This window comes from Psychrobacter sp. APC 3281, assembly GCF_030407815.1.
In the GTDB taxonomy this organism is placed as follows: Bacteria; Pseudomonadota; Gammaproteobacteria; order Pseudomonadales; family Moraxellaceae; genus Psychrobacter.
On the sequence record NZ_JASDCS010000011.1, the window covers coordinates 89,099 to 107,075 of the forward strand.

At 40.5% G+C, this 17,977-nt stretch carries 18 protein-coding genes; 14 read left to right on the forward strand and 4 right to left on the reverse strand.

What is annotated here, in order from left to right; translation table 11 throughout:
• Window positions 1-41: 41 nt before the first annotated feature.
• Together QL886_RS10975 and QL886_RS10980 are read right to left on the reverse strand one after the other, a co-directional pair.
• Window positions 42-662 (reverse strand): L-threonylcarbamoyladenylate synthase, encoded by a 621-nt coding sequence (locus tag QL886_RS10975; RefSeq protein WP_290178727.1) that lies wholly within the window; start codon window positions 660-662, stop codon window positions 42-44.
• A gap of 232 nt (window positions 663-894) precedes the next feature.
• Window positions 895-1,617, reverse strand: coding sequence for an elongation factor P hydroxylase (locus tag QL886_RS10980; protein WP_290178728.1), 723 nt, complete (start codon window positions 1,615-1,617; stop codon window positions 895-897).
• A 203-nt stretch (window positions 1,618-1,820) separates the two neighbouring features.
• Between QL886_RS10980 and QL886_RS10985 the strand changes: the two genes are divergently transcribed.
• The 6 genes from QL886_RS10985 to lysM all read left to right on the forward strand — a co-directional run bounded on the left by QL886_RS10985 (window position 1,821) and on the right by lysM (window position 6,335).
• A complete protein-coding gene (locus tag QL886_RS10985) occupies window positions 1,821-2,414 on the forward strand; it encodes a YceD family protein (protein WP_238068989.1) in 594 nt (197 codons plus the stop codon).
• A 318-nt stretch (window positions 2,415-2,732) separates the two neighbouring features.
• Window positions 2,733-2,915 carry a 50S ribosomal protein L32 gene (rpmF, locus tag QL886_RS10990; protein WP_057758809.1) on the forward strand — a complete coding sequence of 61 codons (183 nt, stop codon included), beginning with the start codon at window positions 2,733-2,735 and terminating at the stop codon, window positions 2,913-2,915.
• Between the two features lie 425 nt (window positions 2,916-3,340).
• Window positions 3,341-4,309, forward strand: a complete 969-nt coding sequence (fabD, locus tag QL886_RS10995; RefSeq protein ID WP_290178729.1) for an ACP S-malonyltransferase — start codon at window positions 3,341-3,343, stop codon at window positions 4,307-4,309.
• On the forward strand, window positions 4,306-5,034 hold the full coding sequence (fabG, locus tag QL886_RS11000) for a 3-oxoacyl-ACP reductase FabG (RefSeq protein WP_057758813.1): 729 nt from the start codon (window positions 4,306-4,308) through the stop codon (window positions 5,032-5,034). Before fabD ends, fabG begins: the two co-directional genes overlap by 4 nt.
• A 271-nt stretch (window positions 5,035-5,305) precedes the next feature.
• A complete protein-coding gene (gene acpP / locus QL886_RS11005; protein ID WP_057758815.1) occupies window positions 5,306-5,542 on the forward strand; it encodes an acyl carrier protein in 237 nt (78 codons plus the stop codon).
• 283 nt (window positions 5,543-5,825) lie between these two features.
• A complete protein-coding gene (gene lysM / locus QL886_RS11010; protein WP_057758817.1) occupies window positions 5,826-6,335 on the forward strand; it encodes a peptidoglycan-binding protein LysM in 510 nt (169 codons plus the stop codon).
• A 146-nt stretch (window positions 6,336-6,481) separates the two neighbouring features.
• On the opposite strand, the gene queG is transcribed toward lysM, so the two are convergent.
• Window positions 6,482-7,639: a tRNA epoxyqueuosine(34) reductase QueG gene (gene queG / locus QL886_RS11015; protein ID WP_290178730.1), complete on the reverse strand. Its 1,158-nt coding sequence runs from the start codon at window positions 7,637-7,639 to the stop codon at window positions 6,482-6,484.
• Between the two features lie 244 nt (window positions 7,640-7,883).
• On the opposite strand from queG, the gene QL886_RS11020 reads away from it, so the two are divergent.
• Window positions 7,884-9,707 carry an NAD(P)H-hydrate dehydratase gene (locus tag QL886_RS11020; RefSeq protein WP_290178731.1) on the forward strand — a complete coding sequence of 608 codons (1,824 nt, stop codon included), beginning with the start codon at window positions 7,884-7,886 and terminating at the stop codon, window positions 9,705-9,707.
• A gap of 22 nt (window positions 9,708-9,729) precedes the next feature.
• On the opposite strand, the gene QL886_RS11025 is transcribed toward QL886_RS11020, so the two are convergent.
• Window positions 9,730-10,227 carry a DUF4124 domain-containing protein gene (locus QL886_RS11025; protein WP_101204858.1) on the reverse strand — a complete coding sequence of 166 codons (498 nt, stop codon included), beginning with the start codon at window positions 10,225-10,227 and terminating at the stop codon, window positions 9,730-9,732.
• Between the two features lie 990 nt (window positions 10,228-11,217).
• Here QL886_RS11025 and QL886_RS11030 point away from each other — a divergent pair.
• The 7 genes from QL886_RS11030 (at window position 11,218) to QL886_RS11060 (ending at window position 17,916) form a co-directional block, all read left to right on the forward strand.
• Window positions 11,218-12,930, forward strand: a complete 1,713-nt coding sequence (locus QL886_RS11030; protein ID WP_198551526.1) for an acetolactate synthase 3 large subunit — start codon at window positions 11,218-11,220, stop codon at window positions 12,928-12,930.
• Complete coding sequence (gene ilvN, locus QL886_RS11035) at window positions 12,930-13,427, forward strand: acetolactate synthase small subunit (RefSeq protein ID WP_057758828.1); 498 nt, start codon at window positions 12,930-12,932, stop codon at window positions 13,425-13,427. Before QL886_RS11030 ends, ilvN begins: the two co-directional genes overlap by 1 nt.
• Before the next feature lie 134 nt (window positions 13,428-13,561).
• Entirely contained in the window at window positions 13,562-14,578 is a 1,017-nt protein-coding gene (gene ilvC, locus QL886_RS11040; protein WP_290178733.1) for a ketol-acid reductoisomerase, read from the forward strand.
• Window positions 14,579-14,875: 297 nt separating this feature from the next.
• The gene (locus QL886_RS11045) at window positions 14,876-15,307 is read left to right on the forward strand and encodes a hypothetical protein (RefSeq protein ID WP_101204855.1); all 432 of its coding nucleotides are present in this window, start codon (window positions 14,876-14,878) and stop codon (window positions 15,305-15,307) included.
• A gap of 363 nt (window positions 15,308-15,670) precedes the next feature.
• The gene (locus QL886_RS11050; protein ID WP_057758834.1) at window positions 15,671-15,883 is read left to right on the forward strand and encodes a cold-shock protein; all 213 of its coding nucleotides are present in this window, start codon (window positions 15,671-15,673) and stop codon (window positions 15,881-15,883) included.
• 264 nt (window positions 15,884-16,147) lie between these two features.
• Entirely contained in the window at window positions 16,148-16,717 is a 570-nt protein-coding gene (locus tag QL886_RS11055; RefSeq protein WP_290178734.1) for a YetF domain-containing protein, read from the forward strand.
• Between the two features lie 449 nt (window positions 16,718-17,166).
• Window positions 17,167-17,916, forward strand: a complete 750-nt coding sequence (locus QL886_RS11060) for an electron transfer flavoprotein subunit beta/FixA family protein (protein ID WP_057758837.1) — start codon at window positions 17,167-17,169, stop codon at window positions 17,914-17,916.
• Window positions 17,917-17,977 lie beyond the last annotated feature (61 nt).

Sequence of the window (17,977 nt, forward strand, 5' to 3'; positions counted from 1 at the left end):
ACTAAATATACTAGTAGCTGTTTAAAGCAATACCTAGCTGTTTAGAGTAATAACGAATCGACATTGGCAGCACCTTGCCTGATAACTTCAGGAACGCTGCTAGTCATATCTACGATAGTAGTAAGCTTGGTCGTCTTTATACCTGCATTGATCAGTCCATCGATTTGGTTGCCTAGTAAGTCTTCAATCTCAAATGGGTCATCCAAAATATCGTCTTGATTAGGCAAAATCAGTGAGCTGGTTAAGATAGGTTCATCCATCGCTTCTAATAATGCTTGAGCAATAGGGTTGCTAGGTACACGAATACCAATGGTTTTTTTCTTTGCATGCGCCAGTTTTTTCGGTACGTCTTTGGTGGCAGTAAGAATAAAAGTAATTGGGGCAGGGGTGTGGGCTTTTAGCTGTTTAAATTGCACATTATCAACTGTTGCATAGTTGGCAATTTCGCTCAAGTCGCGGCATAGCAAGGTAAATTGATGCTTATCATCGAGTTCACGGATTTGCTTAAGCTTAGCTAGGGCATCCTTTGCACCCAAACGGCAACCAAAAGCATAACTGGTATCAGTTGGGTAAATAATTAGCTGATCTTTGCGCAATAGGTCAGCGGCTTGCTCAATGAGACGTGGCTGCGGATTATCGGGGTGAATATAGAAGACTTCCATAATGGTTCCTTATTTTATAATTATTGGTTTTTAATTGAGACGAATTTTTCATTAATTAGATGTGGTTCAACCACTGGATATATTAGAAAAACTATTCTAGAACTAAAGCAGATCGATATCTTCAAAATACCACTTCAGTTACCAGTATAGCTCAAAGTAGATATAAGTTTAGTGGCAAGGCGTTACCAACCGTAGAAAATCGTTAATAAGTAGGAACGCTTAGTAATTTGAATTAAGCGTTGATTTCAGATGAAGAGGTGCAAGCGCTAAGTAACGCAGTCAGCAAAGTCTTAGCGTCACGCGGCAGAGTATGAGGTTTGGCTATGTAGCTTTGGACTTGCTGATAGACATCAATAGCAAAGGTGCTACTACTGGTGTCGAAGTCGGCAAACAAGTTATCTTGGGAGATTTGGAAATTTCGTCCACACGCCAAGGTGAATAAACACTCTAATGCTTGAGGTTTGATTTCTACACGCTCAAATGCCTGCTGCTGAGCCGCTGAGCGTCCATCTGGCGCATACCAGTAGCCAAAGTCAGATAGTTGTCTACGAGCGTCACCAGCTACGCACCAATGACTGATTTCATGCAGAGCACTAGCAAAAAAGCCATGAGCGAATTCAATTCTGGCAGGCTTATCATTTTGAGCTGGAAAATATTCGGGTTCATCATTGCTACGAACCAATATAACTTGCTGATCAGCGAATAAAGTATTAAATAACTGTATGAGCCAATCGGTAGCTAATCGTTCGCTATCAACTATCGATTCTGCTGAGTAGGTATTGTCAGATTGAGTACTATACAGCCTTTGCCACTGACTTCTGCATTCGTTTAAATACTCATCTTTATCAAGATTCAGTTTGTTGTTGGCTGAATTTTCAGTATGACTCCCTAACTGAGTAAGCTGTTGCAGCAACGAACTTGCTTCAGTAGGAGAAAGTAAATCAGAAAAATTCATTTTATTATCGGATAGATTCATAGAGAAGACATTGACTTAATAAATACTAAAGACAAAAAACTTTAGGTAAAAAGGTAAGTAGTAAAAGAGCTTAAACAAATTTGCTATCAAAAAATCTTAACATACTAGCGCTAGCAGAATATGGCACTTTCCGTTAGTATGGCAGGCAATATTATACACCGTTTTTATGAATGAGGCCGCGCATGTCAAGCACTCCAGAAACTAAACCGTCAGCATCTCACGCTGACAACAAAAAAGTGCCTGTATCTACTGGCATGCCTGAGCACATCTCCTTAGATAAATGGGCAGATACTGGTTATGAATGGTCAGGAGAGGTCAAACCAAGCTCGTTTGATCGTCTTGCTACTACTTTGAGTACTGAACATGAGCAGTCAGATATACAGCTCAACGCTAACTTATATCGTCGTAACAACGTCTTGCATCTAGCATTTACTTTGACAGGTGATGTTTGGCTAACTTGTCAGCGCTGTTTACAACCAATCGCTATAGACTTGTCTGATGATTATGACATCGCGCTACTCGAAAACGATAGTCAGGTTCGTTTAGTTAAAGATGAACAAGATTATTTATTACTGGATGAAATCGTTACCGAGCAATCTCCAGAGCGTCTGTTACCATTTAAGAAATTGGTAGAAGACGAAATCTTGCTCAAAACCCCAATGGCACCAAAGCATGACGATTGTGAAATGTCTGTTGAGCAGTTTGGTGAAATACCAGAAGAAGAGGAAGGTGAAAATCCTTTCGCTGCTTTAGCCTCGCTAAAAGGCAAACTATAAGCACTAAAACTATCTACTCGATGCATTTAAAAAACCTTTTATCAGCTTTGTACAGAAGAGTGCGAGGCAGGGCTTTATTAATTTAATAAACATGCGTATAATGTCCGGTTTATTGCATTCGAGCAACCTGTTGCTTGCTGATAGAAACTGACTGGGTAAATTTTTTATAAGATTCAGCCTTGGTCAGTGCTTTATGTGAGTGGCAATCTATTTAACTAATGATGCTTAAGACTTAGGTTGTTGTGATTATATAGCCTCTGTCAGTATCGACTTAAGCTGAATTTCAAGCTTATCCCTTTTAAGTATAGGAGCTATATCATGGCTGTTCAAAAAAGTCGTAAAAGCCGTTCTCGTCGTGACATGCGCCGTTCACATCACCGTATGGAAATTGCTGAACTAAGCGTAGATGCTACTACTGGTGAAAAACATCGTCGTCATCACATGACTAAAGATGGTTTCTACCGTGGTCGTCAACTGTTCAAAGTCAGCCAAGACGCCTAAGACATTGGCTCTATGATAGCTTAGGCGAAGATGATAATAGTACTGGTGACTATTATTGTTTTTGCCTAGCTATTATTAGTCAATAAGCTTTGAGCTAAAAAAAGCCAAGTTATTTCGCTATCATATATTATGTGGCTGGATAACTTGGCTTTTTGTTATTTATAACTAGACTTATTGCTTAATTCGCTTGTTATTTTTGGTAGATTCAAAAATGTACTGATATAATCTGCTCCTTTAATTTGAGCAGCGTTACTCTTGCTGTTTGGTTTGCATCCGCTATGATAATAGTGTCTGTCAGTGTATAGTTTACTGACAATCCGTTTTCTTGCATAAATACTTGAAGTAGCGGCTTTGTATAACATCTAATAATATAATACACCCCATTGTTTTTAGGGATATTTCTAATCAGATAAGGAATATTGGTTATGGCTTCTGTACCCGATATGGTAAAAAAGCAACCCGCTCGTATCGCGGTTATTTTTCCTGGACAAGGATCTCAAGCAGTCGCAATGACGAGTGAGCTTGCCGAAATCTATCCAGAGATACGCGATACATTTACCGAAGCGAGTGAGGCGCTTGGTGAGGATTTGTGGGCAATCTGTCAGGACGAAGAAAAACTCAATCAAACCCAATATACTCAGCCTGCGCTTTTGACAGCTAGTATTGCTATTTGGCGTGTCCTACAACAAAAAATAGAAGAGACGCCTTGTTATTTAGCTGGTCACTCTCTAGGCGAGTACAGTGCCCTGTGTGCTGCCAATGTGATATCGCTGGGTGATGCAGTCACCTTAGTATATAAGCGCGGTCAGTTGATGCAAGAGGCCGTTGTAGGTGTCGATACTGCTATGGCAGCAGTACTAGGACTAGAAGACAACCGAGTCGAAAACTTGTGTGAACAAGCAACCGAACACGTTGATGATGCCGTAGTCGGTGCAGCCAACTTTAATAGTCCAGGACAAGTGGTTATCTCAGGTAACGCTGCTGGTGTTAATGCTGTTATTGATAAAGTCAAAAACACGGGCAAAAAATCTGTTCCTCTAAAAGTGAGTGTGCCTTCTCATTGCGCACTTATGGAACCTGCCAGCAATGCATTGGCTGAGATACTAGCGGGTATCAAGTTTGATCAGGCAACCATTCCTGTTATACAAAATCGCTATGCACGCGTCGAAACCAGTGCGGTCGGTATCAAGCAAGCATTGACCGAACAGCTGAGCGAGCCAGTACTGTGGTCAAAAACCATGCAAGAGTTAGCTGACAAGCAAATCAATATCTTAATCGAATGTGGCAGTGGTAATGTACTGAGCAATTTGGCGAAGCGTCAAGCGCAGCCAATCGCAAGCTATCCTACTGATAAGCCTGCCCGTCTAGAAAAATTATTGGAGGTGTTATTATGAGCCGTACGATTACATTAGTGACTGGCGCTAGCCGAGGTATTGGCAAAGCAGTGGCCAAACGTTTTGCTAAAGAAGGACATTTTGTCATTGGAACTGCGACCACTGAAAAGGGCGCAGAGCTTATCGATGACTACCTTCATGACACTGGTGGTATTGGTCGTGTTTTAGACGTACGTGATACTGCTCAAATTGACAAACTATTTGAAGAGATTGAAAGCGTCTATGGTGCGGTACAAGTATTGGTTAACAATGCTGGTATTACCCAAGATGGTCTACTGATGCGCATGAAAGACGAAGATTGGGAAAATGTTATCGATACCAATCTGACATCGGTATATCGCATGAGCAAACGTGCTGTACGCGGTATGATGAAAGCACGCCGTGGCCGCATTATTAACATCACTTCTGTCGTCGCTCAAATGGGCAATGCCGGGCAATCTAACTATGCGGCGACCAAAGCTGGCGTAGAAGGGTTTAGCCGTACACTTGCACGTGAGATTGGTTCACGCCAAGTGACCATCAACTGTGTGGCACCAGGCTTGATCGAAACAGATATGACAGATGAGCTTGATGAGCGCTTATTGAACTCTATGTTAGATGCTGTACCTATCAGCCGTCTTGGTCAGCCAGAAGACATCGCTGCAGCGGTACATTTCTTGGCTAGCGACGAGGCCAGCTATATCACAGGTGCTGTCATTCCTGTCAATGGCGGCATGTATATGTAGTCAATATACGAGCGTTACATAGTTATAATAAAAAACTGTGTGAACGAGTGTAAACTATAATAAAGGGTGCTATAATGACGGATACTTTTGAGTCAAAGCCCTGTATGATAGCAGGGTTTTATTAGACATCAGACAGACTGTATAACATGTCATAGAGTACTCAGACAGCATTGCTGGTCTGGCAAACGCATTTTATATACCATGCTATAGCGTTTAAACAAGGCGATATAGCAGTTTATTAAAAATAATAGATGATAACGGAGTGATCTACATGAGTAATGATATCGAGCTAAGAGTAAAAGCAGCAGTAGCTGAGCAACTAGGTATGAATGTTGAAGACATCAATAACGATGCTTCATTCATGGAAGACCTAGGTGCAGATTCTTTAGACCTAGTTGAATTGGTTATGTCATTTGAAAGTGATTTTGGTATCACTATTCCTGATGAAGATTCTGCAGAATTGACTACTGTTCAAAAAGCAATCGATTACGTACAAGCCCAACTATAATTTGCTACTTATTTAGCAGATTTATAATGCCGCTTATCTGATTAGATAGGCGGTTTTTTTTATGGGCGCGTGATTGTTATTTTTAAACGCAGTAATCGAATTTAACATTGACTACGTCAATTCAACATTATTCAACATACTATTACTATCTACATCGACTAACTTTATCTATACTCATAATGGTAAGTCGTAGAAAAAGACGCCAGTTAGATTTTCAGTATATTGTCTGACTATGTGTTTTATTAAAAGAATGATAAATAATAATATTTCAAGGAGTAGATATATGGGTATGTTTAGCTTTGCAAAAGATATCGGTGATAAGATTTTTAACCGTGATGACGAAAAGCATGATGCTAAGACAGAAACAAAAGCAGATGCCAATACACCAGTACAAAGCAGTGAGCCGAGTGCACAATCAGTTGCCAATATTCTGTTGCGCCGTATTCAGCAGCAAAACCTCAATATCAGTAACCTAAAAATTAAATATAATGGTTCTACAGATACTGCAGAGATTAGCGGTAATGCTAAAACTCAAGCTGATCGTGAAAAAGCCATTATCGCTATCGGTAACGTGCAAAACGTTGCAAAAGTTATTGATAACATCGATATCGAAGAAGATGCACCTGAATCTACGATGTATACGGTAAAGTCTGGTGACAGCTTATCTAAGATTGCTAAAGAAGTTTATGGTTCATCTGGCGATTATATGAAGATATTCGAAGCGAACAAGCCAATGTTATCTGATCCAGATAAAATCTATCCAGGTCAAGTACTACGCATTCCGAAGCCATAATTCTATAAGAAGCGTATAGAAAAATAATATTTTAAATATGACATTCTAATAAAAAAAGCCTCTTATTATTAAGAGGCTTTTTTTATGTTGTACACTTCAAATAACCATTTTATCTCAGGGATATTTGATAGTTATAAAGTGATTGGTTAATTAGTCGAGTCTAGCTTGTTGTGCTGCTCAGTTAGAGCCCATTCGATATGCTCATCTAGCATGTCATTATGTATGGTTAATTTAGATTTTAACTGTTCGACCACTTCTAAGCTGGCATTAGCATTGCCAAGGCCGATAGCAATATTACGTAAAAAATTCACATAGCCGGTGCGTCTTAATGGGCTACCTTGAGTGTTCTTCATAAAGTCGGCTTCTTGCCACTGCCATAGTTCAAGCAAGCTACTATTATCCAATCCATGCCTTGGTGCGAAGTCATTGACGGTCGTAAGGCTTGCATAGCGATTCCATGGACAGATTAACTGACAATCATCACAGCCAAAAACCCGATTGCCAATTGCGCGTCGATATTTGGTATCGATGACTCCATCGTGCTCGATAGTCAAATAAGAGATACAAGCAGCGGCATTGAGCTCATGAGGCGCTACAATTGCTTGAGTAGGACATATGTCAATACAAGCGCTACAACTACCGCAATGCTCCTTGACTGGTTTGTCATCGGGTAGCTCAAGGCTCAAAAACAGCTCACCGAGTACAAAAAATGAGCCAGCTTGCTTATTTATAAGTAGTGTATGTTTACCTGTCCAACCGAGACCTGCTGCATCTGCAATAGGCCGCTCAAAGATAGGCGCCGAATCGCTAAAAGGTCTAAACACAAACTCTTTCTCTGAACCGATATCCAAATGTTGCCATTCAGGAAGCATTGTTTCTATCTTCAAAGCCAATTGCTTTAAACGGCTACGCATCGTTTTATGGTAGTCGCGCCCTCTTGCATAACGCGCAATGATGCCTTTATTAGGATGGTCGTTATCAGTGACAGCTCGCGGCGTCGGTGATTGAGTTAGATAATCCATACGTACGCTGATGATGGTCTTTGCGCCCTCGACTAACTGATCAGGGTGAGCGCGCAGATCATGATTATTATGCATAAACTGCAGTTGACCTTCATAACCTTTATCTAGCCACTTCTGTAGTTGTTCAATCTGCTTAGTAAACAAAGGATGATGTACGGATAAAAAACCACAATCAGCAAACCCTAGTTCCTGTGCTTGTGCTGTAATCCACTGCTTAACATCAGCTGTGGTTGTAAATACAGTTGGATTGGTAATGGTAATTTTGTTTTTATCAGTAGGCATAGATAGTAGGTGCTTATTAGATGTTTTCTCGTTTGTTTTAATCAGATTATTCATATCTGACAATCAGAGATAATGTAAATACCGCTATGATAAGCCAGTGAGCAATGAGTGCAAGTATAAAAGAAAATAAACTCACATTCATATTGATACATAAGTCGAGGTAAGCTTTTGCTAAGCTGATATGAGAAATGAGCAACCAAATTTAGATAAAATAAAAAATGAGTAGAACCACCAAGGATAAGTTATGAGAAATAGTACCAAGTTATCACCTATAAAAAATACAAAACCTATTGCGCTATATAGTAGTAAGCAGATTTATGCGATGGAACAGGCTTGGTTTGCACAAGGATACGACAGTTTTGGTTTGATGAAACAAGCCGCTTGGCAAATGACACAGCAAATAGAGCAGATTTATGAGCGAAGAAATGTCAGTGCCAGCCATTCTACTAATACTAACGTTTATCACCGTAGTGTTCATCCTCGTCGAGCAAGTATCTGGGTAGGGAAAGGTAATAATGGCGGTGATGGTTGGCTTATCGCTCATTATTTACAGCAAGCTGGCTGGCAAGTAGAAGTAATGACGGTTGGCTTTAGCGAAAATGATTTTGATATCCATGATCAATCAGTAACTTCTAAAACTCCTAGCGATAAAGATAGCGATAGTAGCAATATTACTGACGCGACAAAGGCATTACAGATAGCCCTAGCGAGCAGCTGTCACTATCAACGATTTGAAGACATTATTAGTCACGATGATGCGGATAAAAGAAACTTGCCAGCTGATGTTTATATCGATGCATTATTCGGTATTGGCTTAGATCGTGCACCAGAAGGCGTTTATAAATCAGCTATTAAAGCTTTTAATAACTTTACTCAGCAAAATAACGCCTTAGCAATAGCAGTTGATGTTCCGAGTGGGTTAGTGGCCTCTACCGGTGAGGTGTTTGAGCGAATAGCAATACAAGCTGACGTGACTCTATGTTTGATTGCGCGTAAGTTTGGTCTACACACCAAAGATGGTACAGACTATAGCGGAGACATAGTCGATATACCGTTGATACCTCATCAAAAGGTGTGTCAGCAAACAGCTAGCCATCATATGATAGCTGAGAAAAATGCTAGCCAAGCATTTGAGCCAGTTGCCACGCTGCTGATAGCTGCGCATAGTATGAGTCTGCGTCGCCAAAACAGCTACAAAGGCAGCTATGGTCATGTGCTAGTCATTGGCGGAAATCGCGTCGATGGCTCTCAGGGTATGGGCGGTGCTGCCATACTGTCTGCGGCCAGTACGATGGCGACAGGCGCTGGTAAAATAACAGTTGCCTGCCATGAAGCTTTTCATGGGTCGTTGCTGACCTCATTGCCAGACGCGATGACTATTAATTTACATGACATAAGCGGTGTAAAAGATTTAATAAAGCAGGCTAGTGTTGTTGCCATTGGGATGGGGTTGGGCCGTGACGATAAAGCACAAGCATTATTCGTAAATTATATACAAGCTGCTATGACAGCGGAAAAGCCAATAGTTATAGATGCTGATGGACTTTATCACTTGGCATCACTGCATACGGATAATCATGAGCTAATAACAGAGCTACGAGAATATAGTACTAATCATCGGGTTTGCTTGACGCCGCATAGTGGGGAAGCAGCTAGATTGCTTGATCAAAAGATAAGTGAGATTGAGTCCAATAGACTACAAGCTATAAAACAGTGCGCTGCAACATATGGTGGTAATTGGGTATTAAAAGGGGCAGGATCTTTAGTGTTAGAACAAGAAGAGGGAGGAGAAAACGTATACGTCTGTGATGTGGGTAATGCTGGCATGGCAACCGCTGGCATGGGTGATGTGCTATCTGGGGTGACCGCGGGACTATTGTCACAGCAAGACTTATCAGCAGAGGCACGTAGCTTACATCAAGCGGTTCTTATACATGGGTTTGCAGGAGATGTATTAGTCAATCAAGCGAATAGCAACACCAATACATTGCTAGTAGGGCAACGAGGGCTACAAGCTCAAGATATGCCAGCAGCCATTCGTCACGTAATGCAGCTTATGATAATTTGATATTTGCTTTCAGTAGGTCTGACTAGGTAGAAGGGTTGGAGCAATACTGAGTAATCGCTTGCTGAACGCGCTCGCGCTTAAGCTCAATCTCACGACCATCTAGATACTGACGTTTACCGTTAGCATCCATCTCATAGATACGGCCGCCTACATTTAGGTTGGTCAAGTTATTACGTAATGATTGGCAGCGCTGAGCATTAGCCTGAGCTTCTTGTTCTTTAATACGTGCTTCAAGTGCTGCTACTCGTTGTTCTTCTGCCGTTTGAGCATTGCTGCTTTGGTTAGGATCTGTTTTCCCTGCCATTTGTCCTGCGTTGTTCTGTCTACCGTCACTACGAAACTCAATCAGTTCAATATTTTTACCGACTTGGGGCGCATGTTGGCTATATTTTACTTCACCATGTGCACCAATAGATTTATAAACTTGAATGGCTTGACTGGCATTCATGGACAGCATTAGCATACACGCGGTACTCATCAACAGTTTGGCAGCGGTATATATCTTAGACGCATATGCCATAGTAGCAATCCTCTTATTTAATAAAAATCAAATGTATATGGGTGTAAATATAACACTTGAACGTTTTATTGGTAGTAATAATGTATCGACTATCGATTCTAGCAAATAATACTTATCAATGTGTATTATTTAATAACTATTAGTTTGGGATAGGCTTTAGAAGTTTTTCTTGACAATAACTCGTAAACCATCGAATATAATAGCAGTTGATTGGTCAGTGAGCGGCTTTTACGATGTTGCCGTGGCACTTGAGAAAGAAAACGACGAGTTACTTATCGGTAGCTTACGCAGTTTTATTTCCTTTGTGATAATGATATAGCAAGTATAGTGGCATAACGACCACTGTTGATAGCGATACATTGTCTCCGGACTTATCTGTCTACAATGACTAAGATAAACTTATTATTTGAAATGTGCTAAATGTGTTTTTAGCAGTTGTATCAAACGCGATATAGTATGCTGTTAAGAGATTTCCCCAAAGCCTATTGTAAGTTCTAAACATCTTATAATTTAGCATTGGCTATGAAGTTTTTTTGCTTGTGTATATCGATGCATCTGTACAAATAAAGTCACACAAATAAAGTCACAATAGGTACTTGCTAGTATCGAACCTCAATAATAAGCGCCTTCTTTTATAGATGCACTCGCATCTTGTCACTGTATATCGATAAACATCCATCACAAAGCTGACCTAAAATACACTGCTATGTTTGATTAGTATTGTCCTATGAGACAGTTTTAATTAAACCTATTGGGCAGATATTCTTGATATGGACAAGAATTAGCGATCATTCAGTAAGTAGAAATAATGACGGTAAGTAATTATTTTTACTCATAGAATCCCGCAAATTCTCGCCGCAAAAAAAGGTGATGACAGTGACGCAAACCACGCAAAGTCCGAACATGACGGGACATACCCAGACGGGTAATGCCGCCAAAAATTTTGAACAAAAGCAACAACGTCTTGCAGAAGGTAGTGCACAGCCTGTGATGCTATCGGGCGCTGAAATGCTGGTGCAAGCACTGACTGACGAAGGTGTCGAATACATCTTTGGCTATCCAGGTGGCGCGGTCTTACACATTTATGATGCGCTGTTTCAGCAAGAAAATATTGAGCACATCTTAGTACGTCATGAGCAAGCAGCGGGCCACATGGCCGATGCTTATTCGCGAGTGACTGGTAATACTGGTGTCGTGTTGGCCACATCAGGCCCTGGTGCGACCAATACCGTGACAGCTATTGCTACTGCCTTTATGGATTCTGTACCAATGGTTGTAATCGCAGGTCAGGTACCAAGCAGCCTAATCGGTGAAGATGCTTTCCAAGAAACAGATATGGTAGGTGTATCACGTCCTATCGTTAAGCATAGCTTTCAAGTACGCCATGCTAGCGAAATTCCAATGATTGTAAAAAAGGCATTTTATATTGCCCAGACTGGTCGCCCAGGCCCTGTTGTCATTGATGTGCCAAAAGACATGACTGCGCCTAGCGAAAAGTTCGCTTACGAATATCCAGAAGAAGTATTTATACGCTCGTATCAGCCTTCACTCAAAGGTCATAGTGGTCAAATCAAAAAAGCCATTGAAGCGCTATTAGCAGCGCAGCGTCCTGTTGTATATGCAGGTGGCGGTGTGATTTGGAGCAATGCGCACGAAGAATTAACCGATCTTGCACATCGTCTGAATTTACCAGTGACCAATACCTTGATGGGTCTTGGTACGTTCCCTGGCTCTGATCGTCAGTTCTTAGGTATGCTTGGCATGCACGGTACTTACGAAGCCAATATGAGCATGCATCACGCTGATGTGATTTTAGCTGTCGGCGCGCGTTTTGATGATCGTGTGACCAATAACGTTAAAAAATTCTGCCCTAACGCAACCATCATTCATATCGATATCGATCCTGCGTCAATTTCAAAAACGATTCTTGCGCACATTCCTATCGTAGGTGATGTGAAGTCGGTCTTAACGGACATGCTAGAGATTGTTGGTCAAGACAAGCAGTTAGAGCAGCACGCATTGCTCGATTGGTGGTCACAAATTAATGAGTGGCGTAAGCGTCATGGCTTACGTTATGACACCAGCACAGATAATGGTATTAAGCCACAAAGTGTCGTACAAGCTCTAGATAAAGTGACTAACAGTAACGCTATTATCACAAGTGACGTCGGTCAGCATCAGATGTTTGCGGCACTTTACTATACTTACAATGAGCCACGTCAATGGCTGAATTCAGGTGGTCTTGGTACCATGGGTGTTGGTCTGCCGTATGCAATGGCTGCCAAACTTGCCAACCCTGAGCGTGATGTGGTTTGTATTACTGGCGAAGGCTCTATTCAGATGAATATCCAAGAGCTATCGACCTGCTTGCAATATAACTTACCAGTTAAAATTCTGAACATTAACAATGCGCAGCTAGGTATGGTGAAGCAGTGGCAAGATATGCTGTATGAAGGTCGTCATGCCCAGTCTTATATGAATTCCTTACCAGATTTTGTCAAATTGGCTGAAAGCTATGGTCATGTCGGTATCAAAATTACTGATCCTGCGACTATGGAAGCACAATTGGCTGAAGCAATGGCTATGAAAGACAAACTGGTATTTATCGATGTTTACGTCGATCGTAATGAGCATGTATATCCAATGCAAATCGCTGGACAGGCCATGCGTGATATGTGGTTAACAAAAGGGGAGCGTACCTAATGCAACAACAACATCTGATTTCGGTATTGATGGAAAACGAAGCGGGTTCGTTGTCGCGGTTAGTCGGCTTGTTCTCACAACGTGGCTACAATATCGAAACTTTGAACGTCGCGCCTACTGATGACCCGAGTATCTCACGTCTAACGGTTACGACCATTACATCACCTGAAAGAATTGAGCAGATCACCAAACAATTGCATAAATTGATTGAAGTGGTTAAAGTACTTAACCTGACGGAGAACGTACACGTTGAGCGTGAATTGATGCTCATTAAAGTCCGTGCAACAGGCGGTGTTCGTGAAGAGATCAAACGTAGTGCAGATATTTTCCGCGCACAAATCGTCGATGTAAATTCGAACTTATATACGATTCAAATCGTGGGTGACAAAGCCAAACTTGATGGTTTTATCGATGTGATTGGCCGTGAGCGCATTATGGAAGTGGTTCGCTCAGGTGTGATTGGTATTGCCCGCGGTGAAAAAACCCTAAGCATTTAATTATTTATCAAAACCAGTGTAAACCAATAGTTATTTATATAATCAACAAAGCGCTTATCTTAGTTATTATATTGACTACAGCATAAGCGTTTACTATCCATGGCAAGCCATGATTGAGAACAAGGACTCTATTTATGAACGTTTATTATGACAAAGATTGTGACCTATCTATTATCCAAGGTAAAAAAGTTGCCATTATCGGTTACGGTTCACAAGGCCATGCACACGCGCTTAACCTACAAGATTCAGACGTCGATGTAACTGTTGGTCTACGTGCAAACTCAAGCTCATGGAAAAAAGCTGCAAATGCTGGTCTAAAAGTCGCTGAAGTAGAAGATGCGGTAAAAGCTGCTGACGTTATCATGATTTTGACGCCTGATGAGTTCCAAAAAGAGCTTTATAATGATGTGATCGAGCCAAATATCAAAGAAGGCGCTACGCTAGCTTTTGCTCATGGTTTCGCGATTCATTACAACCAAGTTGTACCACGTGGCGATCTTGATGTCATCATGGTTGCACCAAAAGCACCAGGTCATACTGTACGTTCAGAGTTCGCTAAAGGCGGCGGTATCCCTGATCTTATCGCTATCTATCAAGACGCTTCTGGTCAAGCCAAACAGTTAGCATTATCATATGCTGCTGGTGTTGGTGGTGGTCGTTCAGGCATCATCGAAACAACGTTCAAAGATGAGACTGAAACGGATCTATTCGGTGAGCAAGCCGTACTTTGTGGTGGCGCAGTAGAGCTAGTTAAAATGGGCTTTGAGACACTAACAGAAGCAGGCTATGCACCAGAAATGGCTTATTTCGAATGTCTACATGAGCTAAAGCTTATCGTTGACTTGATGTATGAAGGTGGCATCGCTGACATGAACTACTCAATTAGTAACAACGCTGAATACGGCGAATATGTTACTGGCCCTGAGGTTATCAATGAGCAGTCACGTGAAGCCATGCGTAATGCATTAAAGCGCATCCAGTCTGGTGAATACGCGAAGATGTTCATCTCTGAAGGCGCAACCAACTATCCATCAATGACTGCGCGTCGTCGTAACAATGCTGATCATCAAATCGAAATCACTGGTGCTAAGCTACGTGGCATGATGCCATGGATCGGCGGCAACAAAATCATCGATAAAGACAAAAACTAAGTTTTATACAGATAAAAGTCTAAATCAGATAATAATCTAATTTAGATGAAGTAGCCCGTGTTATCACTTGATAGCATGGGTTTTTTTATGCAAAGTATTTGATAGATGTTTTCCGCTTTGATTTGAATCAGGGTTATCGGTTGAAAACCATTAATTGCTGCCCAATATAAGCATGCACCTTAACATTGGCTAAAGCGCCTTTGCGATCAATATTCATCATTGTTCTCATTCGTTTCTAAGTAATTGAAGCGGACGGATGCTTCATTCTCACTTTCTATAGATAATAGGTTGTATGCTGTGCAAATATCTTATTCAGACTGGCTAACGCCGCAATTCGTATATATTACTCTTAGCGCTGTGGTAGCAGTTTTAATTTGGATAGAAGGGGAGATGCTCAAACAGACCGATGGTAAACTGCCTCAATCTAAATTCTTTAAAGTCAGTTCATTGTTAGATACTCTATGGTTCTTTATATCGGTAGTGATTTTATACGTTATTGATTTGACCCCATTAGCTATCGCAGTGCCTGCAGCATATGGCATATACACGACCTTTGGTTGGATATATGGTACCAAGCTGCTGAAGCGCAAAGGCATCCCTGACTCTCCTAAAGACTTGGTCATTCCAGCCAAGTATATTGCCTATAGTCAGTCATTTTCATTGGTGTTTTTTGCGTTATGTTTGCTTGTATTGAGTTCAGCATGGCTACCAACATCACCATTGCAATAACTAATATTCCGACCTACTATCATCTATATTGACTTATTTAATTAGTAGTTTATTGATGAAGTTGTAGTACATCTATAAATAAAAAATATTTTATATCAATTAGATATGGAACTGATTACTATCGATGTTAGCTTGCAACAATAGTTAGTATTTATTTACAAAAATCAGCAATTTAGACTGTTCCTACCATGGAAAACTGTTATAATCAGACGGTACTCAAAATATTTGAGGCAAAAAATTCAAATTTTCTTTAAGAACATTTAGCATTTTTGGCCGCCGCATTTAGCAGAAAATATTAGGGTATATATCAATTAATCGGTGATGACACAAGTCTCGCCAACAGTTAAAGAGTCAGGAAAATTTATGTCAGATAAAGTTGAAGGCACTGTAAAGTGGTTTAATGAAGCTAAAGGTTTTGGTTTTATCGCTCAAGACAATGGCGGACAAGACGTATTCGCTCACTACAGCGCTATCCAAGGTAACGGTTTCAAAACTCTAGCCGAAGGCCAAAAAGTGTCTTTCATCTTAGGTGATGGCAAAAAAGGCCCACAAGCTGAGCAAATCGAAGCTATCTAATCTCATTTATTAGGTTAACTGCTTGTCAGTAAACTTAATGACAATAAGATTATCAATATGCATTGATTACTTTGTTTGTTAAAACAATAAAAATACTGTATCGACTTTAAAAAGAAGCAACCTCTTATCAGGTTGCTTTTTTTATGGGACTTTTTTGGTATGACAAAGTGTTCTTTAGATAAAGTGCTATTGATTTTGACGATCAACATCATCAGGTAATAATGAACAATGATTTAATAAAGATGTAATAGATAAGGTTGTATTATGAAGTGGGAAAATTGGCTTTCAATTGACTGGCAACAGGTGCTCGGGATTTCTTTATCCGCTATAGGCTTTTATGTAGGGCTGATGTTGTTTACTCGATTGATGGGTTTACGCAGTTTTTCCAAGCTATCAAGCCATGATTTTGCGATGACGGTTGGTATTGGTAGTATATTGGCGTCGACGGTATTGTCAGATGAGCCTTCTCTACTTCAAGGGTTATTTGCTGTTGCAGTATTATTCTTGATTCAGGGCGTTATTTCAGTTATCAGGCGCAAAATAAAACCGCTAAAAGCTTTGATAGATAATCAAGCTATTATCCTAATGGCTCATGGTGAGTATCTACAAGACAACTTAAAAGAAGCCAATCTTAGTACTAGCGATGTGCAGGAAGTGCTACGTAAAAATGGTATCAAAGCGAAAACAGAAGTGTTTGCAGTGATTATGGAGACGACAGGTGATATGAGTGTCATTAAGAATAATAACGTTGAACCTGATTGGTCTTTATTTGATGATATACGTGATAGTGAATTATTGCTTGGTGCTAGTAAGAATGGTAAGTCGCAGGTCTAGCTTGCCTAACTATTCTCATCCGTTAACTTTGAAGAGATAAATAATAACAAAATATTAAGTAAAGCTAAGGCTTAGAATGCTATAAAGGTACGAGTATTTTAAGCTACTGAACAATAAAAATCGTGAAACGATGTGCTTATAGACTATTTATTATAGAGTGTTGACAAATTTATGACGCATTATTCACGGCGTTGTCTTGACCTTATCTGCCTGCTGACGCAAGATACATAGGTCTGATAATAACGGTTGGCTTAGCTTTAGCAGATTTCATTAGTAAGAGATACAATGCTAATATGCTCTTAGATATTGGCTCATCTTTCTTAGTTAACTATATTCTGTTGATGTAGTAATAACCTTGAGCAGTATTTTGAACGACAATTTGAACCACAACGAACCTTTGGTTCTTAACTGACAATTTTTAACTCATAACATTAATAAACGAGGAACGTATGAAAGCATTAGTAGCGGTCAAGCGTGTCATTGATTATAACGTAAAAGTTCGTGTAAAAGCCGACAACTCTGGCGTTGACTTATCAAACACTAAAATGTCAATCAACCCTTTTGATGAAATCGCAGTAGAAGAAGCGGTTCGTCTAAAAGAAGCTGGCGTCATTGATGAGATCATTGTTGCTTCAATCGGTCCAAAAGAGTCACAAGAGCAGATTCGTGCAGCCCTAGCGCTAGGTGCTGACCGTGGTGTATTAGTAGTAAGTGACGAAAAACCATATCCACTACAAGTTGCTAAGATTCTAAAAAGTATCGCCGAAGCTGAAAGCACTGATATTATCTTATTAGGTAAGCAAGCGATTGATGATGACAACAACCAAACTGGTCAGATGCTAGCGGCATTGATGGGTATCGGTCAGGGTACGTTTGCATCAGAAGTGAAAGTTGAAGGCGACAAAGTAAACGTAACGCGTGAAATCGATGGCGGCCTACAAACTGTTGCTCTTGATTTACCAGCGGTTATCACGACTGATCTACGTTTGAATGAGCCACGTTATGCTAAATTGCCTAACATCATGAAAGCGAAGAAAAAGCCACTTGATGAGAAAACGCCAGCAGATTTCGGTGTTGATATGACATCTAAGCAAGAAATTATTAAAGTCGTGCCACCTGCTGACCGTAAAGCTGGTATTACAGTAGGGTCAGTTGATGAGTTGGTCGATAAGCTAAGAAACGAAGCAAAAGTCATTTAATGTTTTAATGATTGGATACTTCGCTACGGCATATCCTGTACAAGGCTGTAAATTTGACTGC